We start from the raw sequence: 19,425 nt of genomic DNA, 5'->3' as shown, positions 1-19,425 counted from the left end.
GCCGGATCTCAGAAAGGGCAAGGTGGCTGATTGATGCAACAGGTAAGTTCATTGAATACCGGTGCCTCACATCGCTACACCTGTAAAACCTGACAGTCCCGACCAGCGGTAACTATTCCACGCCTTGGTATCCTTGCGTCCTTCAGCCATTAAACGCGACTGCATCAGCTTGCGTCGTTGCCACACATCACTCAGAGTCCACCAGCTTGTACACCTGAATAACGCCGCCCGGCATGGCTGATAAGTCGCGCAGCTTCGACTTCAAAACGCGCGCTATCGGCCCAATCGGACATCGTTGCGTCATCCGCCGCGTCAGTCAGCGTCTGCCGGAATCGGTACCAGTTGCCCGCCAGAGGCAGTGCCCTTGTCGCCGCCCCGCGCCAGTGCTCATCGACCACGGGTACCTGAGCCAGCCACTGCACATCCGGGTTGTACCAACTCACGATGGCGCCCACGCCCGGACGGCCCTTGCCGCTGAACTGCACTGGATGACTGACCCAGCGTCCGGCTGCAGGCCCGTCGAGCACAGGTCGGAAAGTACCCAGAATGACCGAGCGCAGGGTTTCAAATGATTCGAACCCGTCCAGAGATGCGACTGCCTCGAGCCGGTAAAGCCCCCCGCCGAGCAGACTTGCATCGAGCATCACTGACCAGGTGCGATTTTCCTGCACGACGGCGCTTGCCGGCTCGGAACGCGCGGCACCTACCAGCGTCACCGTAACCGTATCGCCCGGCACGCCAAAACCGCACACCACCACCTGCTGCCCGATGGCATCGCCCTCGATCGGGGTTTCAATGAAGGGTGCCGCTGGCACAATGTCAAAGTGCAGCGGCTCGCTGTCTTTCGACTCCTGCAGTTTGCCGCTTTCATCCATGAACCTCTGCCGGGCCCAGATCGTTTTGCTGCCCACCGGCAACGTCACTTCGGCTTGCCAATTGCCCGTCCAATCCACAATGACATCACTGAGCAGAGGTTCGGCAAGCCCTTGCAGACAGACGTCGACAACCCCGCCCCTCATGCCCGTACCCTTGAGCAACGCGGTTCGTGGCAACTTGCCGTGTTGTATCGGCTGGAGAAATTCTGGCGGTAGCAGCACCACCGTCAATTCATGCTCGTCACTGTGTAGCGACGGTCGACCGTCCAGTGTCTGCTGGGCGTCAAAGGTGTAGAGCCTGAATTGCTCGAGACTCAGGTCAATCGACCAGTTGCCATCCTGGCTCAATATTTTCGGATCGCCCAAGGGACGATCAAACTGCTTGTCGCGCAGTTGCAAAGTGGCGCCCACCATACCCATCGTGCCCTCGACCGTTACAGCACGACCGACTTCCGAGCCGTCCGGCGGCTGGGTAATCACTGGCGTGACCATCGCTCTCCTGACTATGAAGGTCGTGGACGTCGGCTGCGAAGTTTGCTGCGCGGCGACCTGGGTCACCGTGACGGTATGTGTGATATCCCGGGCAAATTCTTTGTCGCGCCTGAACTGCCACGTGTCAGCACTGACGATGCCCTTGTGCACAATGCCGGTTTCGTCGCTGTACTCAATGTTCACGGTTGCACCCGGCCAGCACGTGCCGCAGAACCTGGGCGAAAGTCCGTCATCTTCAGGCTCGTTCAAGCCAGGGGCCTGCGGCGGGATGGTGACTTTGAGGACAAACCAGTTTGGCGACTGGTGCCCGTCGAGATATTGCTTGATGTGGACCTGACGCTCAAACGAGGGTCCCCAGACCGTTGAAGCCTTGGTAGACCACCGCCCGCCAGCAACCTCCACTGCTGGCGCTTCGAGATCTCCGCTATTGGGCCTGCGTGGATTCACCGTGGCGCCGTTGAAGCCTTTGCCGCTGAAGGTCGGTTGGTAGTCGTTGGTGAATTGCACATCACTGACATCGGGGAGGACATTCTTTACTTCGAAGGTCAGCGGCAGCGAGTCGATCCAGCCGCTGGCGTTGTCTCTGATCTTCTGGACGGCGTTGATTTTATAGGTGCCAAATTTCCAGCCCGTTACGGTGGTGCTCCAAGTGCCGTTGCGCTGTACTTGTGCATTTGGAGGCGCGACCGGCATTGGGTCGGCTGGACTTTCGAGGATAGTGAACTCGATTTCGGTTCTGAGCTTCTCGTCGAAATGTCCGGTGCCGGAAAATGTGATCGTTTCATTGACTTGCGTATATGTGACCGTCGGCTTGCCCGTGCGTACCCGTATGCCGAAGGGTTGGCTGGTCAGTGATGTCGCTCCCAAATAGGTATGCGTGCCGACAATTGAATGCGGACCAGGTGTCAGCGTGAAAGATGCAGACCATGCGCCTGTGGCGGCATCGGTTGGGGTGCTGATTTGAGCTTGGGTGTTTTCCGAACGCACAGCAACAGCACTGGAGATCCCGGCGACGACAGTGCCTGTGAACGTCGATGTCATGTCCACCGTCTGCGTCAATCCAGGAGACGTTATTCGAGGGGGGTCAATAACATAAAAATTTCGTTGGACTGACGGCACAGATGTTGCGCCATCGTATCTTTGACTGGCGACTAGAGAATAATTTTTGCCGAACGCAAACTTATAAGTGCTGGTACCACCCCATGACCCATCAATTTCGATCTTTGCGTAGGCCAATACTTTGATCGATGTGTCTTTGATGTAAACATCCACTCTTGTCAACTCTTGGTGCAGACCGCCTGTACCCGCAAATTGCGGCGTTTGTGTACTTATAACCTGCGGCAACGGACTGAGCGTTACAGGCTTGAGTACGGTCAGTGACGCTTTCCCCGCGTAGCGCCCCTGCGTATTTCCATACTCCTCACGGATAATGAAATCCTGTAAACCCTGAGGGACATTATCAAGGAGCGTGACAGTCCAATTTCCGTAGCCATTGGTAATGGCCGTTGTGCTCAGTACAGTGCCTGAATTGGGACGCACAAGCGTGATTTTGCTGCCTTTACCGGCGAGGCCTGGAACCGTTGTAGTCACAGTACGATTGCTGGCAATGCGAGCAGCCTTTCTGACCAGCAAAGTCCGCGGTGTCCACCTTGACCATTGATCAATGTAATCCCATCTTCCATCAACTCTGACTTGCAGGTCACTCTCGGGAAGGTCTTCGACTCGAATACTGTGCCAGACGCCCCCCAACCATGCACTTTCAGTGATACGTCGGTAGTAATTATCGGCTCCGTGAAAATCCAGATGAACGTTGTGATAACGGCCATCGTTTACCGGTATACGAAACTTGAAGTCCATCGTGGTATCTACTAACAGTGACTCGGAGCCGGCCTCATACTCCAAATCCGCGACCAGGATTCCCGGCTCTTCGGAAATCGGATCATCGGATTTTTGGGAAGGGCGATGGTCCTCAGGAAACGGGCCATCTTCTGGAGGATTGGAGCCTGGGTTCTCATGGTCGGACATGATCGAGCTTCCTTATACCGTCGGTACCTGGGTGCCTCATTGAAGAACCGTAAGCACGAAATGACACCTGTAAAACCTGACAGTCCCGATCAGCGGTAACTATTCCCACGCTGCAACATGCAGACGTCCTTCAGTCATTAACACGCGGCTACATCGGCTTGCGCCGTTGCCTACACATCACTCAGAATCCGCCGGCTTGTGCGCTTTGAAGCTGCCCCGTAACGTGATCCGTGCCGCTGCCAATCAGTGGTCGGGTTTAGTCGCCCGGGGGTTTGTCATCAAGGTGTATAAGCGTCATCCAGTCGGGTAATCCCTATCCCCGCACTCGATGGTGGCTGTACGCAGGGCGCTTCGGCGCGCCGGTTTTTGGTGATACCCCCGGTCGACTAACCTGCGTCCAGCCGCCACCCTTTCGTTTAGTCGCGAGGGGTGAAGGCCCCAACCAAGGGTTATCACCATGATCAAACCAACACCCAATCCCCCCGAAATCGAAGACTCGACCTCCCCCTACGCTTCCCCCGATTCCACCAGACTCCACGAGGCCGCTGAAAAAGCCCTCGATCACTACCTGAAAAAACCCGCCGCTGCGCCGTCGTGCAATTCCGTCGATCGCGGCATGCAGATGTTCATGGTCGCGCCCGACATCAACCCCGAAGCGATGGCCATTCAAACCTACGAAACCTTTTCTTCGGTCAGCATTCTGCTGCTCGACCTGGCGGACAGCCTCGAGGACAAGCCGCGACATCTGGCGATGGCGATCTATCAGTTGAGCGAGATGGGCCTATTGCTGGCGGAAAAGGCGCTGGATCAGGAGCGGGCGATCGCTGTGGCGTGACGTAAAAATCAAAAGATCGCAGCCTTCGGCAGCTCCTACATTTGGAATGCGTTCCCCCTGTAGGAGCTGCCGAAGGCTGCGATCTTTTGCTGTTCAGGCAGAAGCGGGCAACGGCTGAAAACTGAAATACTGCTTCAGCGCCAGCACCAGTTGGCCGAACTCCGGGGGAGCGCGGCGCAGGATGAAACCGGCGTCGTAATGCAGCGGCGTGGCGTCTTCATGGCACCACACGCAACAGGCGCTGAAATCGATGACTTGCTGGCTGCCATCGCGGGCGGGGACCTTGAGGCGTAACTGAAAATCCACCCCGATCATCATCGGCAACTGGCTGATCAGCATCAGCCCGTCCGCAGACACATTGCCGAGAAAGCCGACGGGTTTGTCGGTGACGCTGTTGAACACTCTGAGGTAATACGGCAATTGATGCCGTTCGATCCGGCGGTCGGTAAACATGATGTGCTGTTCGCCATGCAGGGCTCCGTCACGGAGCCGCACCTGTGCTTCGGAACGAACCTGTGCGACAGGCCCGCTCTCCCCGCTTCCGGTGTGACGGTCGCGACAATCGCCGTCACCTTGTAACTGCCAGTCGCAGGTGTTGCGCCGTTATCGAGACACGGCTCGAAACGGTTTCCTTGACTATAGCGGAGCTTGTACAGACGGCCAGATTTTGTACGAAAAGCGCGTCAGAAGCGCGTCGGCCGAACCACCGCAGCGGCGCTGCGTGTCGGGTAATGGCCCAGGCTCTGCAACGTTTCCAGACGCGCGCGGGCGCGGTAGGCGTATTCGCTGTTGGGGTACGAAGCGATAATGAACTGGTAGGTCTGCACCGCGTCGATGTAGAGCTTCTGCCGTTCCAGGCACTGACCGCGCATCATCGACACTTCCGGCCACACGTACGGGCGGGCGCGGCTGGCGCGTTCGACCTTGGACAGTTCGAGCATGACCTGCTCGCAGTTGCCGCGTTCATAGGCGCTGTAGGCGTTGTTCAAATGGTGGTTCATCGACCAACGGGTGCAGCCCGTCGCGGCGAGGGCGCTGAGGGCAAGGGCGGCAATGGGCAACAATCGCATGGGGGTTCTCCTGTCTTGTGCTCTGTATCGACCCCAGGTCGGAAAACTTCAGACGCGCTGGTCGCAAAGTTGCCGCGTTCAATAAAGAAAACGATAAGTAGTGCATTCGAACAATGACTACACCCTTCGAGCATAGTAGCCTCTGCCTGCGCTTGAACTCAGGAGTCTTTGCATGTCCGTCCGTCGTACCAAAATCGTCGCTACCCTTGGCCCGGCCAGTAACTCGCCGGAAGTTCTCGAACAGCTGATTCTGGCTGGTCTGGACGTCGCCCGTCTGAACTTCTCCCACGGCACCCCCGACGAGCACAAGGCTCGCGCGAAGCTGGTGCGTGACCTCGCTGCCAAGCACGGCCGCTTTGTCGCCCTGCTCGGTGACCTGCAAGGCCCGAAAATCCGTATCGCCAAATTCGCCAACAAGAAGATCGAGCTGAAGATCGGTGACAAGTTCACCTTCTCCACCAGCCATCCGTTGACCGAAGGCAACCAGCAGGTGGTCGGCATCGACTACCCGGATCTGGTCAAGGACTGCGGCGTGGGCGACGAGCTGCTGCTCGACGACGGCCGTGTGGTGATGCGCGTTGAAACCGCCACCGCCACTGAACTGCATTGCGTAGTGACCATCGGCGGCCCGCTGTCCGACCACAAAGGTATCAACCGTCGCGGTGGCGGTCTGACCGCGCCGGCCCTGACTGAAAAAGACAAGGCCGACATCAAGCTCGCCGCCGAAATGGAAGTCGACTACCTCGCCGTATCCTTCCCGCGCGACGCCGCCGACATGGAATACGCCCGTCAACTGCGTGACGAGGCCGGCGGCACTGCCTGGCTGGTGGCGAAGATCGAACGCGCCGAAGCCGTGGCCGACGACGAAACCCTCGACGGCCTGATCAAGGCCTCCGACGCGGTGATGGTTGCCCGTGGCGACCTCGGTGTGGAAATCGGCGATGCCGAACTGGTGGGCATTCAGAAGAAAATCATTCTGCACGCACGTCGCCACAACAAGGCCGTGATCGTCGCGACGCAGATGATGGAGTCGATGATCCAGAACCCGATGCCGACCCGCGCCGAAGTGTCCGACGTGGCCAACGCCGTGCTCGATTACACCGACGCCGTGATGCTCTCGGCCGAATCCGCCGCTGGTCTCTACCCGCTGGAAGCCGTGCAGGCGATGGCGCGCATCTGCGTCGGCGCCGAGAAACACCCGACCGGCAAGACCTCCAGCCACCGCATCGGCAAGGAATTCAGCCGCTGCGACGAGAGCATCGCGCTGGCGACCATGTACACCGCCAACCACTTCCCGGGCGTCAAAGCGATCATCGCGCTTACTGAAAGCGGCTTCACCCCGCTGATCATGTCGCGGATCCGCTCCTCGGTGCCGATCTACGCGTTCACCCCGCACCGCGAAGCCCAGGCCCGCGCAGCAATGTTCCGTGGCGTCTACACCATCCCGTTCGACCCGGCCTCGCTGGAACCGCACGAAGTCAGCCAGAAAGCCATCGACGAGCTGACCAAGCGCGGCGTTGTGGAAAAAGGCGACTGGGTCATCCTGACCAAGGGCGACAGCTACCACACCACTGGCGGCACCAATGGCATGAAGATCCTGCATGTCGGTGATCCGCAGGTCTGAGTGACCGGCAGCTGAAACGCAAAAGCCCCGCCATGTGAATGGCGGGGCTTTTTTGCTTATGATTCAACAGATATTTTGTCTGGTAAGGCTCTTTCGCGAGCAGGCTCGCTCCCACAGGAGATTGCATTTCAAATGTGGGAGCGAGCCTGCTCGCGAAAGCGTCTCGAGATTCAGCGAAAAAAACCGCTCAACGCCGCCACCGCCTCCGGCGAACGCAGCCGCTGGGTAAACAATGCGCCCTCCTCCTCGATCACTTTGCGCAGCAGCTCGCGATCGGGCGCTCGCATCAGTTGCTTGCTGATGTGCACCGCTTCGGCCGGCAGCTCATCAAACCGCAGCGCCATTTCCCGGGCCTTGCTCAACGCAGCCGCGCCACTGTCCAGCGCGTCTGTGGCAATTCCCCATTGCGCAGCCTGTGCGCCGCTAAAGCCTTCGCCGAGCAATAACAACTCAGCCGCTTTCGCTTGCCCGAGCAAACGCGGCAGGATCAGGCTGGAGCCGAATTCCGGGCACAATCCGAGGTTGACGAACGGCATGCGCAGCCGGGCGTCGCGGCTGACATAGACCAGATCGCAATGCAGCAGCAGGGTCGTGCCGATACCCACCGCAGCACCGGCCACGGCGGCGATCACCGGTTTGCGGCATTCGAGCAGATTGAGCATGAAGTGAAACACCGGGCTGTCGAGGTCGCTCGGCGGTTGTTCGATGAAGTCGGCGATGTCATTGCCGGCGGTGAAGCACTCGGCGCTGCCGCTGATCAGTACGGCATTGATTTCGGGGTCGCTGTCGGCCTGTTTCAGTGCTTCGGCGAGGCGGCTGTACATGGCGCGCGTCAGGGCGTTTTTCTTGTCCGGGCGGTTGAGGCGCAGGGTCAGCAAACCGCGTTCGCGTTCCAGCAGGATGGCTTCGGTCATGGCGTGTCTCGCGTCTGAAAATCAGCGCTCAACCACGGCTCACAAACACGTCGGCCAGCAGTTGATTGCGCGGCAATCCGGCCAGATACAGACGCTTGGCGAACGCGTCGACACTGGCCGTCGAGCCGCAGACTAAGGCCAGGGTCTGCCGGGAAACAAGGCGCAGTTGTGCCAAAGCGGCGGCCGAGTCGGCCGCTGCCCACAGCTCGACACTGAGGTTTTCCCGCTGCGCGGCCAGTGCGGCAAGGGGTTTGGCCAGATAGTGTTCGCGTTCGTCATGGGCCAGGTGAATGACGCGGATGGCGCCTTGGTGATCCTCACGCAAGGCCTCACGCAGCACCCCGAACAACGGACCCAAACCAGTACCGGTAGCCAGCAGCCACAGCGGCCGGGCGTGCCAGTCCGGATCGTAATGCAAGGCACCGCCGCGCAGTTCGCCAAGGCGGATCGAGTCGCCGATCTGCAGCTTGCGTGCGGCATCGATGAATTCGCCGGGCTGGCGGCAATCGAGGTGAAACTCGAGGAAGCGGTCTTCTTGCGGCAGGCTCGCCAGCGAGTAAGGGCGGGCGATGTGGCCGATCCACAGCACCAGATGCTGGCCGGCGCTGTAGCGCAATGGCCGCTGCGGGGTCAGGCGCAGGCGCAGAACGCTGTCGCTGAGCCAGTCCAGCGCTTCGACCACGGCCGGGCGGCCGTCGCTGATCGGGTCGAAGGTGTGTACCTGCAAGTCTTCGACCACCTGACACTGACAAGCCAGGCGCCAACCGTCCTGACGTTGCTCGGCACTCAAGGCATCCGGACGATTGTCGGTGGGCACACCTCGGATGCATTTCACCAGACAGGCATGGCAACTGCCGGCGCGGCAGCTGTAGGGCACGGCAACGCCGTTCTGATTGAGACTGTCGAGCAGGTTGCTGCCCGCTTCAACCGTCCACTGCCGATCACCGACACGCAATTCAGGCATCGACGTTCTCCCACGCGGCGGCACAACGATTGCGCCCGTCACGCTTGGCCCGATACAGCGCCTGATCGGCACGCTGCAACGCCTCATCCAGATCATCGCCAACGGACAGCAGGGTCATGCCCGCCGATAGGCTCAGGTTGCGCACTTGCAGGCCCATTAATTCCACCTCACTGAAGGCGATGCGCAAACGCTCGCAACACGCGGTCAGGCGTTCGGCATCGCAGTCGGGCACCAGCACGACGAATTCCTCGCCACCATAACGCGCCAGCACGTCACCGTCGCGCAGACAGGCTTGGGCCACCCCGGCAAACGCCTGCAATACCTGATCGCCGGCGGCGTGGCCATGCAGGTCGTTGATGCGCTTGAAGTGGTCCAGATCGATCAGCGCCAGCCCGTGCATCACGTCGCTGTCCAGCGCGTTCAGCTCGCGCGAGGCGATGCGCAGGAAATGCCGGCGATTGAACAGCCCGGTCAGTTCGTCGGTGGCGACCAGATCTTCAAGCTGGCGCATCATCCCGCGCAGGGTGTCCTGATGCGCCTGCAAGGCAAACCGACGCTGGCGCTGACGTTGCCGGGAAACCTGGACAAAACGTGCGTAAAGCACCAGCCACGCCAAGACCATCGCCAGAATGCATACCTGCAACGCTGCGAGCGCAGGCTCGGCCAAGCGGAAGTGGTAGGCGTCCCACAGGGTAATCGCGGAAAAACTGAAGAACACCAACAGCGCACAGCGGATGAACACCCGTCGGGTGAGATGGAACAGGCCGAACAGCAGGATCAGCACGTAAAACACCAGAAACGCGCCGCGCGCTTCGTCGACATGGGCGATCAGCCACGTTTGCCAGCCCAGGCCCATCAGCACTTGCGCTTCGGTCAGGCTCGGGTCGGCGAAGCGCTGGTTGCGCCCGCTCCAGAACATGGCGAAAAGGCTCGCCTGACTGATCACTACCAGCGCGCTGCCGATGGCCACGCCACTGAGCGATTGCTGGTAATGCCCGGTGAAAAACGCCAGCCACAGCAGCAGCAGAGCCAATCCGTAGGTGGCCGCAGCGAGGGCGAAGCGTTTGAGCAAAAGGCGTTGAATGGCGTTATGGGTCAATCGTTGACTCACCGTGCGATAGGAGGCTGACCGAGTGTCCTACTCTACAGACCGGATGCCACTTTAGAGGGCCGGTCGCTAAATGACCACCGATTTTCGGGCTCGAAAATTGACGTCAAAAGTGTGGCCCACTGACACCGCCAAAAGCCCCTCACCCTAGCCCTCTCCCAGAGGGAGAGGGGACTGACCGGGTTGTTTATCCGAGTTACACCGACTTCAAACATCGCGCCGAACTCGAGTCTGGAAACGGCACAAAACAGCTTCATTTTCCTGAGCCGGACTTAGTTTTTGAACAAGATGAAGATCGGCTCCCTTTCCCCCTCGCCCCATCTGGGGGAGAGGGCTGGGGTGAGGGGGGCGATCCTGAAGTGCAAACCCGCTGTCCGATATTCGCCCACCCATGCGACCAACGAATGACTGCCGGCGCGTGTACGCCCCACCGAGGCGCGGTATACTGCCGCGCCTTTTTAGCGTCGCGCCAGCAGCCCCGGCGTGCCAGAGGATCAGCTGTGAGCCGAAAGCCTCAAGCTGCCCCATAGAATGTTCCCGTGTTTCAGAGGAGCGCGACTCATGACCGTGATCAAGCAAGATGACCTGATTCAGAGCGTTGCCGACGCCCTGCAGTTCATTTCCTATTACCACCCCGTGGATTTCATCCAGGCGATGCACGAAGCCTACCTGCGCGAAGAGTCGCCAGCGGCCCGTGATTCGATGGCGCAGATCCTGATCAACTCGCGCATGTGCGCCACCGGCCATCGCCCGATCTGCCAGGACACCGGTATCGTCACCGTGTTCGTCCGTGTCGGCATGGACGTGCGCTGGGATGGCGCCACCATGGGCCTGGACGACATGATCAACGAAGGCGTGCGTCGCGCCTACAACCTGCCGGAAAACGTCCTGCGTGCCTCGATCCTTGCCGACCCGGCAGGCGCTCGCAAGAACACCAAGGACAACACCCCGGCGGTGATCCACTACTCCATCGTCCCGGGTAACACCGTGGAAGTGGACGTGGCGGCCAAGGGCGGCGGTTCCGAGAACAAGTCGAAAATGGCCATGCTCAACCCGTCCGACTCGATCGTCGACTGGGTATTGAAAACCGTGCCGACCATGGGCGCCGGCTGGTGCCCGCCGGGCATGCTCGGCATCGGCATCGGCGGCACCGCCGAGAAAGCCGCGGTGATGGCCAAGGAAGTGTTGATGGAATCCATCGACATTCACGAGCTCAAGGCCCGTGGCCCGCAGAACCGCATCGAAGAAATGCGTCTGGAACTGTTCGAGAAGGTCAACCAGTTGGGTATCGGCGCCCAGGGCCTCGGTGGCCTGACCACCGTGCTCGACGTGAAGATCATGGACTACCCGACCCACGCCGCATCCTTGCCGGTGTGCATGATCCCCAACTGCGCCGCTACCCGTCACGCACACTTCGTGCTCGACGGTTCCGGCCCGGCCTCGCTGGAAGCGCCACCGCTGGACGCCTACCCGGAAATCGTCTGGGAAGCCGGCCCGTCGGCGCGTCGTGTCAACCTCGACACCCTGACCCCGGAAGACGTGCAGAGCTGGAAGCCGGGCGAAACCGTGCTGCTCAACGGCAAGATGCTCACCGGTCGCGACGCCGCGCACAAGCGCATGGTCGAGATGCTCAACAAGGGTGAAACCCTGCCGGTGGATCTGAAAGGTCGTTTCATCTATTACGTCGGCCCGGTTGATCCGGTCGGTGACGAAGTGGTTGGCCCGGCGGGTCCTACCACCGCAACGCGGATGGACAAGTTCACCCGCCAGATCCTCGAGCAGACCGGCCTGCTGGGCATGATCGGCAAGTCCGAGCGCGGCCCGACCGCGATCGACGCGATCAAGGACAACAAGGCTGTGTACCTGATGGCAGTCGGCGGCGCTGCGTACCTGGTTGCGCAAGCGATCAAGAAGTCCAAGGTGCTGGCATTTGCCGAGCTGGGCATGGAAGCGATCTACGAGTTCGAGGTCAAGGACATGCCGGTCACCGTAGCGGTGGACAGCAAAGGTGAGTCGGTGCACATCACTGGCCCGGCGATCTGGCAACAGAAGATCAGCGAAAGCCTGGCGGTAGAAGTGCAGTAAGCCTCTGGCGTTATGAAAACGGCCGGTGCATCCGCAAAGATGCCCCGGCCGTTTTTGCTTGTTCAAACCAATCGCGATAACAGAATTTCCCATGCACAGAAAATGATCTTGCGCACCTGTCAGATCTGACAGGTCCATCTCCGGCCCACTCCTGTTAGCGTCTGTCCATACGCCCTATGTAGCGCGAATGGACTCGACCATGGCCGATCAAGACCTCAGCATCACAGCTCCCTCCATCGCCAGGAGCTCATCGATCGCCACCATCGGCAAGAGCTGGAGCGCCGTCGGGCCGACCGCCTCGGCTGGATGCGAATTGCCGATTCCGCTATCGAGCGGTCGTGGCTACGGCCCGCAAATACCCCTGTCAATCAACAGCCAGAGCGGTAACGGTCCGTTTGGCCTTGGTTGCCACCTGGGCCTGAGCCAGATCAGCCGCCGCACCAACAAAGGTGTTCCACGGTATACCGAGCACGATGAAATCATCGGGCATGACGGCGAGGTGTGGATGCCGGAGCTCGATGATGCCGGAGACTTGAAGTCGCGCACGGAACACAGCTACAGAGACCGCCCCATTCCCGAACACAACGTCGTGTCTTACCGGGCGCGGATCGAAAGCGATTTTTCCCTGCGCGAATGCTGGCATCCGGCTGACGGTGGAACCCCCTTCTGGCTGGTCCACGGTGCCGACGGCACGTTGCATGTCTACGGCAAAACCAGCGCCTCACGCCGTGCCGACCCCGACGACGAATCGCGCATCAGTAGCTGGCTGCTGTGTGAAAGCATGAACGCCCATGGCGAACACATCTGCTACGAGTACAAGCCCGACGATCAGCCTGACGAGCAAGATCCGATTCACGACTACCGCGCCCAGCGCTATCTGCGCCGGGTGTGTTATGGCAATGCCACGGCGAGCGACCGTCTCTATAGCTGGGACACCGACCGGCCGACGGATTTGCCTTGGCATTTTCAACTGGTGTTCGATTACGGCGAACGCAGCAGTTCGCTGACGGAGACCCCGAGCTACGAAGAAGTGAACCGCTGGCGGCTGCGACCGGATCCGTTTTCCACCTATGGCCAGGGTTTTGAACTGAGCACCCGCAGGCTGTGCCAGCAAGTGTTGATGTTTCATCACTTCCCCGAAGGGCTGGCGACAGAGGCGAAGCTTGTACGTCGCCTGCTGCTGGAATATCGACCTATCCAGAACTCTGCGCCGTGGGCCTACAGCCAGATCAGCGCGGCGCACTATCAGGCCTTCGATGCGCAAGGCAATGTCGAGCATTCACCGCCGCTAGAGTTCGAATACTCGCCCTTCGAGATCAACAAGACAGCTGCACGCCTGTTGGAAAACGAGACTCAACCGGGCATCGAAGACGGCGGGTTCTACCAATGTGTCGATCTGTATGGCGAGGGCGTGCCGGGTTTTCTCTGCCGCTATGACAACGCCTGGTACTACCGCGAGCCGCTGCGCGCGGCGCCTGGTACCGAACTGATCGGTTACGGCCCATGGGCTCTGCTGGACAAGATCCCGGTGGCAGATCGTAACCGCGCCGTGGCGCAACTGCTGGATCTGACCGGCGATGGGCGCCTGGACCTGATCATCGCCCGGTTGGGTTACTGCGGGTTCCATGCGCTGAATGCGCAGCGACAATTCGAATTGTTCAGCGCGTTCGACACGTTTCCCCGGGAACACCAGGATCTGACTTTGACCATGGGGGATTTCAGCGGGGACGGCCTGATGTCAGCGGCCAGCATCAGCCACGATCGTGTGAGGCTCTATGCCAGCCTGCGCGAAAAAGGCTTCGCCGCCGCACAGGAAATCCCCCATGCATACGAAGACGACCGTCTGCCGGTATTCAGCAACTCGCGAACCGAACTGGTGCTTCTGGGCAATCTGCTCGGCAGCGACATGCCCGAGCTGTGTCGCATCCGCCATGACGAAGTCCGCTGTTGGCCGAATCTTGGTCATGGCAAATTCGGTCAAGGTCGCAAGATCAGTGCCCTGCCCTTCACCTACGACGAATTCGACGCCGCACGAGTGCGCCTGGCCGACCTCGATGGCTCCGGCGCGCCCGCGCTGATCTATCTGCGATCCGAAGGATTCGACATTTACCTGAACCGGGGCGGCAACGGTCTGGAGCAGATTCCCGTCAGCGTGCCGTGGCCCGAAGAGGTGCGCTATGACCGCTTGTGCCAGGTCAGTTTCGCCGACCTGCAAGGCCTCGGTTGCGCCAGCCTGATTCTGACGGTGCCGCATATCCAGCCTCGGCATTGGCGCTACGATTTTGTTGCAGCCAAGCCCTATCTGCTGGTCAACAGCAACAACAACATGGGTTACTCCAGCAGCGTGACTTATCGCAGTTCGGCTCAGGAATGGCTGGATGAAAAGGAGCGGCTGCTGGCACTTGCGCGTGCACCGGTATGTCATCTGCCGTTTCCGCTGCCCGTGGTGAAGAAACAGGAGCAACACGACGAGATCACCGACAACCGGTTGACCCAGTCATTCACCTGGCGCGAAGGGTTCTACGACGGCAGGGAACGGGAGTTTCGCGGGTTCGGCTATTTGCAGCAACTTGACTGCGAGATTGGAGCCGATCCTTCAGAGCCTGGCTTCAACGAGCCGGTGCAAACATGCACCTGGTTTCACAACGGGCAGGAAATGAATCGTTCCCGCGAGGATTATTTCAACGCGGACGTGGACGCCTGCCCGTTGGGCGAAACCCTGTTCAGTCGTTATCACCCCAAAGGTGAAATCGATGAGCCTGTCACCCCGGAAGATGCCGACAGTCGCTACCGGATTGCGCAGGCACTGGTCGGCTCGGTCGCCCGAACGGAGACCCTTGCCTACCAGGAAGATTCGCAGGTACCTGGCGCTGCCAAGCTGTATTCGGTAGAGGAAAAGCGTTATCTGGTGCGCGAGGTGCGGCCCCAGGGGCCATATGCCGCAGCCGTTCTGCTGCCCCTTCAGGTTGAAGCAATCAGCTATCAGTACGACGGCTTTATCAATGACCCGCTGTGCCGCCACGATGTCAGCCTGCGCTGGGACGCTTATGGCGCCGCGACCCATGCACTGACGGTGAGCTATGCGCGCAGGTTGACCGCCCAGAGCCCGCCACCCTTCACCGAGGACCACCTGAATCAATGGTGGTCCGACGCTCACGACGAGGCGCAGCAATACTTTTACATCAGTGAAACCCGTGCGCGTCTGATCAATCTGCCAGAGCCGCAGCAATGGCGACTGGGCTTGCCCTATCAGGAACGGGGCGACGCGCTGAAATTGGCCAAAGGTACGCTACCCGGCGAGCTGAACCCGGCACAGATATCTTTCGAATCGTTGAGAAAGCTGCAGGATTCGCAAGAATGGGCCATCGAACGGGTACTGACTTCCCAATCCATACAGCACTATGTGGACGTAGAGGGTATTGAACTGGAAGACGGCGTCGCCGGATTCGAAGCCCTGTCGCATTCTCTGGAGCTTGCCCTGCTGGACAAGACCGCGCTGGAGGCTTACAGCATTGTGCCGGATCTGAACATTCGCGAAGCCCTAGAGGCAATTGGTTACTCACCCATGCCGCGGCTGTTCGAAGCGACGCCGAGTGAGGAACAAGATCTTTGGTCGTCGCGGTTCAATCTGGCTCGGTACGGCGACTTGCAAGCGTTCTATAAAGTGCTCGATTTCAACGAAACGCCAAGCCATGGCGTGACCAAAGCCGAATACGATCAACACTGGCTGACGGTCATGCGCATGGAGTTGCCCGACGGTTGTGCCGTGCAGGTCGCGGAATTCGATTACCACGCCCTGAAACCCAAGCGAATCACCGACGCCAACGACAACACTGAAGAAGTCATCCATGAGCCTTCCGGCCAGCCGCTGGTCATCAGCTTTCACGGTACCGAGAATGGCAAACCTGCCGGATTCGACAAGCTGACCGATGACTGGATCTTGCCGGCCCCCAGTCCGGAACAGGCCATCCAGTATCCGGAGGACACTGTAAAAAACGCAGCCAGCACCCTGCACAAAAACCTGTTCAGCTGGATGGGCCTGATACCCGCCTCCACGCTTCAAACCCTGTCAATCAAGCAGGGCGATCTGTTGCCCGGCGGGCAGATCCGCGCCAGCGCAAGACGCCGGCTTGCGCAAAATCACGTCCTGACGCCTGAAGACCAGCAATTGCTCGAGGCCATTGAACTGGCGTACCGAGAGCCGGTACACACCGTGGTGCTCAGTGCCGACCGCTATCCCTATGACACCGTCAAGGCACAGATCCAGATTGTCAAAACCTGCGTCGATGGCTTTGGTCGGGTACTGCAAACCCAGCAGAAGGTCGACCCCGGGCTGGCTTATGTGGTGGGTGAGGATGGTGAATTGCTGATCGAAGAAGGTGAGCAACCGACGCAGACACGCTGGCGTATCAGCGAACGCGTCGAATACAACAACAAAGGTCTCGCACAGCGCCAATACCGGCCGTTTTTCGCTAACACGCACCGCTACGTCAATGATCAATCGCTGCGCCAACTCGGGCTCTTCGATCAGCTGTTCTATGACGCAACGGGACGTCCGATCAAGCTGATCAACGCCAAGGGCGACTTTTCCCGCGAGACGTATCATCCCTGGTATCACACCAGCGAAGACTTCAACGACACCGCTGAAGAGGTGGTGTCTACGCGAGGGTCAGGCGCATGAGCGCCTCCACACATTGGCGCACGCCTTCGCTGACAGCCAGCGACGGACGTGGCCTGCCAGTCCGTCAGGTCGCTTATTTGCGTACCGTGGCAGAGGACGCGGTCAGCGCTGTTGTGACGTTTCAGGAACACGATGTGGCCGGACGTCCGGTCGCGCAACAGGATCCGCGCCTGCCCATTGCAAACACCACCACTGTTTATTCCATCAATGGCGATGCGGTGTTCACCGACAGTGTCGATAGCGGCTGGCGTTTGCTGCTGCCGGGGCCGGCCGGGGAGCCTCGGCAGCAATGGGACGCGCGCGGTCATGTCTGGCAATCGACCTTTGACGAGCAATTGCGCGTGGTGCAGCTCGAAGTGTCGGGAAACGGCGAAAATCAGCTCGATACCTTCACTTACGCCTCCGGCTCCGCCGGAGCAGAATCCAACCTGCGCGGCCGGTTGATCCAGCAGACAGATCCGTCAGGTTCGCTGGATATCACCAGCTATGCCCTCACCGGACAGACACTGGTGGAAAAGCGCACATTTGATGATCACCAAGCGTTCACCAGCCATCAGGTGTTCAGTCCGCTTGGCGCCGTGCTTGAACAGACCGACGCCGGCGGCCATCGCAGAACCTCGCGCTATGGTCTTGCCGGGCAGCTCAGGCAAATGCACTTGCAAGTGAAGGCAAACATCACGCAAGTCCTGGAGGATGCGCAGTACAACGCCAATGGCCAGCTCATCGAGCAACAGGACGGCAACGGTGTGCTCAGCGAATGGACCTACGATCCAGCCGACGGACGCTTGCGCACGCGGATCAGTCATAAGCCCGGTCAACCCGCATTGCAGGATCTGCAATATTTCTACGATCGCGTCGGCAATATCATCCGCATCGAAGACCACGCCTTCGAGCCCGTCTGGTTCGCCAATCAACGGGTCGACGGCCACCGTGAGTTCAGCTACGACTCCCTGTATCGCCTGATCCGCGCGACCGGTCATGACGACGCCCTGCCCCCGGACATTCCCGGCCTGCCGCGACCGCCCGACGAGCGAAACCGCCTCAATTACACCCAGACGTATAGCTACGACGATGGCGGCAATCTGACCGAGTTGCGTCATCAGCGCGACGGCAACAGTCGCACCCGCACGATGCGCATCGACGACAAAAGCAATCGCGGGGTGCGCTGGCAAACAGGCGACGAGCCACCAGACTTCGGCATCTGGTTCGACCCGCACGGCAATCAACGCAAACTGCACCACGGTCCATTAATGCACTGGAACAGCCGTGATGAACTGGAGCGCGTGGATCTGGTTATCCGTCAGGACAGCGATAACGATGCCGAGTATTACCAGTACAGCGCGGGCCAGCGGGTCCTCAAATGTCATGAATGGTTCACCGACAAGGTCCGCCACTTCCACCAGGTGCGTTACCTGCCAGGGCTGGAAATCCGCAGCAAAGACAACGGCGAAGAGCTGCACATCATCAGCCTCGGTAACGCGCGCTGCCTGCATTGGGCGCAACGTTCAGCACCGATGGACGACCAGATGCGTTACACCCTCGAAGACCACCTCGGCTCTTGCGTGATGGAGCTCAATGAAGACGCCGTAGTCACCAGCGCAGAAGGCTATTACCCGTTCGGCGAAACCGCATGGATGGCGCCGGAATCGGAAATCGAATACCGCTTTATCCGTTATTCCGGCAAGGAAATGGATGTCAGCGGTTTGTACTACTACGGCACCCGTTATTACGCGCCGTGGTTGCAGCGCTGGGTCAGTGCTGATCCGGCGGGGGATGTGGATGGGTTGAACCTGTATGGTTTTGTCGGTAACAACCCGATTCTGTTCATCGATAACGACGGTAACAAAAAAGACTTGCCGTCTGACGTCAGGCAGGACATCGCGACCTACGCAAAAGTCCTGGATAACCTGGGCAATGAGCTGCAAACGTACAATCGGCAATTGAACGGACTGTTCAGCGCTACGGACATTTCCAAACGCATGGCCATAAACACCGGCTTCAACATTGGCAAGGGAGTTGCCACCACGACAGCAGGGAAAGGCGGCGAAGCACTTGGGACGCTGATATTGCCCGGAGTCGGGACATTTATCGGAGGGATTGTCGCCTCAAAAATCTCCGGCGCGGCAATCGACAAACTCGGCGAAATTACAACTGTTTCCACTCCCGTCCTGCCCGATGCCAAAAAACTGAACCCCGAGAGCATTCACAGCAACGCCACAACAAGCATTTTAACCCCTCTGAGATACGCAAAAAAAATAGCCAGATCTTATGATCCTCGGACTTCCGAGGGAGCAAATAAGCTGATCGGAACAGTAGCCGAGAAAACGCTCAGCAAGTTTGCGCAGGTACCCGCTGCGAGTGACATGATGGCCATTGCTTACGCGGGGAAGGACACAGCCACAGCGCTGGCCGGTTTAAGGGATATCGAAATTGATGACCTCGAGACAGCGTTGGGTTTGATTATCGACATGCTTGAACAGGACCAAAGCGACATCAATGCGGCTTTCAGTGAAATCGGAGTCAACGAGTTTTATGACCAAGGCCTGGTGGGCTCATTCGGTTTTGCGCTGGATCTTGCAAAAGGTAGCGTCGGAACCCAGAACTCCAGCTCAATCAGCCGGGATCGGATCAAGAAAGAAATTTCCGTGCGAATGGCTGAAGCAAGGCGCGGTATTGAGTTGATTGGCAGGTATCGCCAATACAGCGGTCAAAAGACGGCGTAAACAAGTTCGCCTACCTTCAGGCAGTTTTG

11 protein-coding genes are annotated in these 19,425 nt (G+C 59.4%); 5 read left to right on the top strand and 6 right to left on the bottom strand.

All coding sequences use genetic code 11. The features are described 5' to 3' along the window. Positions 1-191 precede the first annotated feature (191 nt). A complete protein-coding gene (locus ACV8MC_RS12830) occupies positions 192-3,392 on the bottom strand; it encodes a hypothetical protein (protein WP_457265471.1) in 3,201 nt (1,066 codons plus the stop codon). Positions 3,393-3,849: 457 nt separating this feature from the next. Here ACV8MC_RS12830 and ACV8MC_RS12825 point away from each other — a divergent pair, with 457 nt between their 5' ends. After that, positions 3,850-4,227, top strand: coding sequence for a DUF6124 family protein (locus tag ACV8MC_RS12825; protein ID WP_095181454.1), 378 nt, complete (start codon positions 3,850-3,852; stop codon positions 4,225-4,227). A gap of 93 nt (positions 4,228-4,320) precedes the next feature. On the opposite strand, the gene ACV8MC_RS12820 is transcribed toward ACV8MC_RS12825, so the two are convergent. Beyond that, entirely contained in the window at positions 4,321-4,680 is a 360-nt protein-coding gene (locus ACV8MC_RS12820) for a PilZ domain-containing protein (RefSeq protein ID WP_236168306.1), read from the bottom strand. 230 nt (positions 4,681-4,910) lie between these two features. Continuing rightward, the gene (locus tag ACV8MC_RS12815; protein WP_095181453.1) at positions 4,911-5,297 is read right to left on the bottom strand and encodes a tetratricopeptide repeat protein; all 387 of its coding nucleotides are present in this window, start codon (positions 5,295-5,297) and stop codon (positions 4,911-4,913) included. A gap of 172 nt (positions 5,298-5,469) precedes the next feature. Here ACV8MC_RS12815 and pyk point away from each other — a divergent pair, with 172 nt between their 5' ends. Then, positions 5,470-6,921 (top strand): pyruvate kinase, encoded by a 1,452-nt coding sequence (gene pyk, locus ACV8MC_RS12810; protein ID WP_024014116.1) that lies wholly within the window; start codon positions 5,470-5,472, stop codon positions 6,919-6,921. A gap of 170 nt (positions 6,922-7,091) precedes the next feature. Here pyk and ACV8MC_RS12805 read toward each other — a convergent pair whose 3' ends face one another. Genes ACV8MC_RS12805 through ACV8MC_RS12795 form a run of 3 tightly spaced genes read right to left on the bottom strand, consistent with a single transcriptional unit; the run spans position 7,092 to position 9,898 of the window. Then, entirely contained in the window at positions 7,092-7,835 is a 744-nt protein-coding gene (locus tag ACV8MC_RS12805) for an enoyl-CoA hydratase-related protein (protein WP_056787833.1), read from the bottom strand. Between the two features lie 28 nt (positions 7,836-7,863). Beyond that, positions 7,864-8,799, bottom strand: coding sequence for an iron-sulfur-binding ferredoxin reductase (locus ACV8MC_RS12800; protein WP_457265467.1), 936 nt, complete (start codon positions 8,797-8,799; stop codon positions 7,864-7,866). Then, entirely contained in the window at positions 8,792-9,898 is a 1,107-nt protein-coding gene (locus ACV8MC_RS12795; protein WP_073471934.1) for a GGDEF domain-containing protein, read from the bottom strand. The genes ACV8MC_RS12800 and ACV8MC_RS12795 overlap by 8 nt, the downstream gene beginning before the upstream one ends. A 570-nt stretch (positions 9,899-10,468) precedes the next feature. On the opposite strand from ACV8MC_RS12795, the gene ACV8MC_RS12790 reads away from it, so the two are divergent. From ACV8MC_RS12790 to ACV8MC_RS12780, 3 genes are all read left to right on the top strand, one after another. Continuing rightward, positions 10,469-11,992: a fumarate hydratase gene (locus ACV8MC_RS12790; protein ID WP_016773454.1), complete on the top strand. Its 1,524-nt coding sequence runs from the start codon at positions 10,469-10,471 to the stop codon at positions 11,990-11,992. Positions 11,993-12,191: 199 nt separating this feature from the next. Next, complete coding sequence (locus ACV8MC_RS12785; protein WP_457265464.1) at positions 12,192-16,673, top strand: SpvB/TcaC N-terminal domain-containing protein; 4,482 nt, start codon at positions 12,192-12,194, stop codon at positions 16,671-16,673. Positions 16,674-16,759: 86 nt separating this feature from the next. Beyond that, positions 16,760-19,396, top strand: coding sequence for an RHS repeat domain-containing protein (locus ACV8MC_RS12780; RefSeq protein WP_457265553.1), 2,637 nt, complete (start codon positions 16,760-16,762; stop codon positions 19,394-19,396). The last annotated feature ends 29 nt before the right edge of the window (positions 19,397-19,425 follow it).

Source organism: Pseudomonas sp. PK-RTE-24, from assembly GCF_054052265.1.
This window is presented reverse-complemented; position numbering and strand designations above follow the sequence as displayed.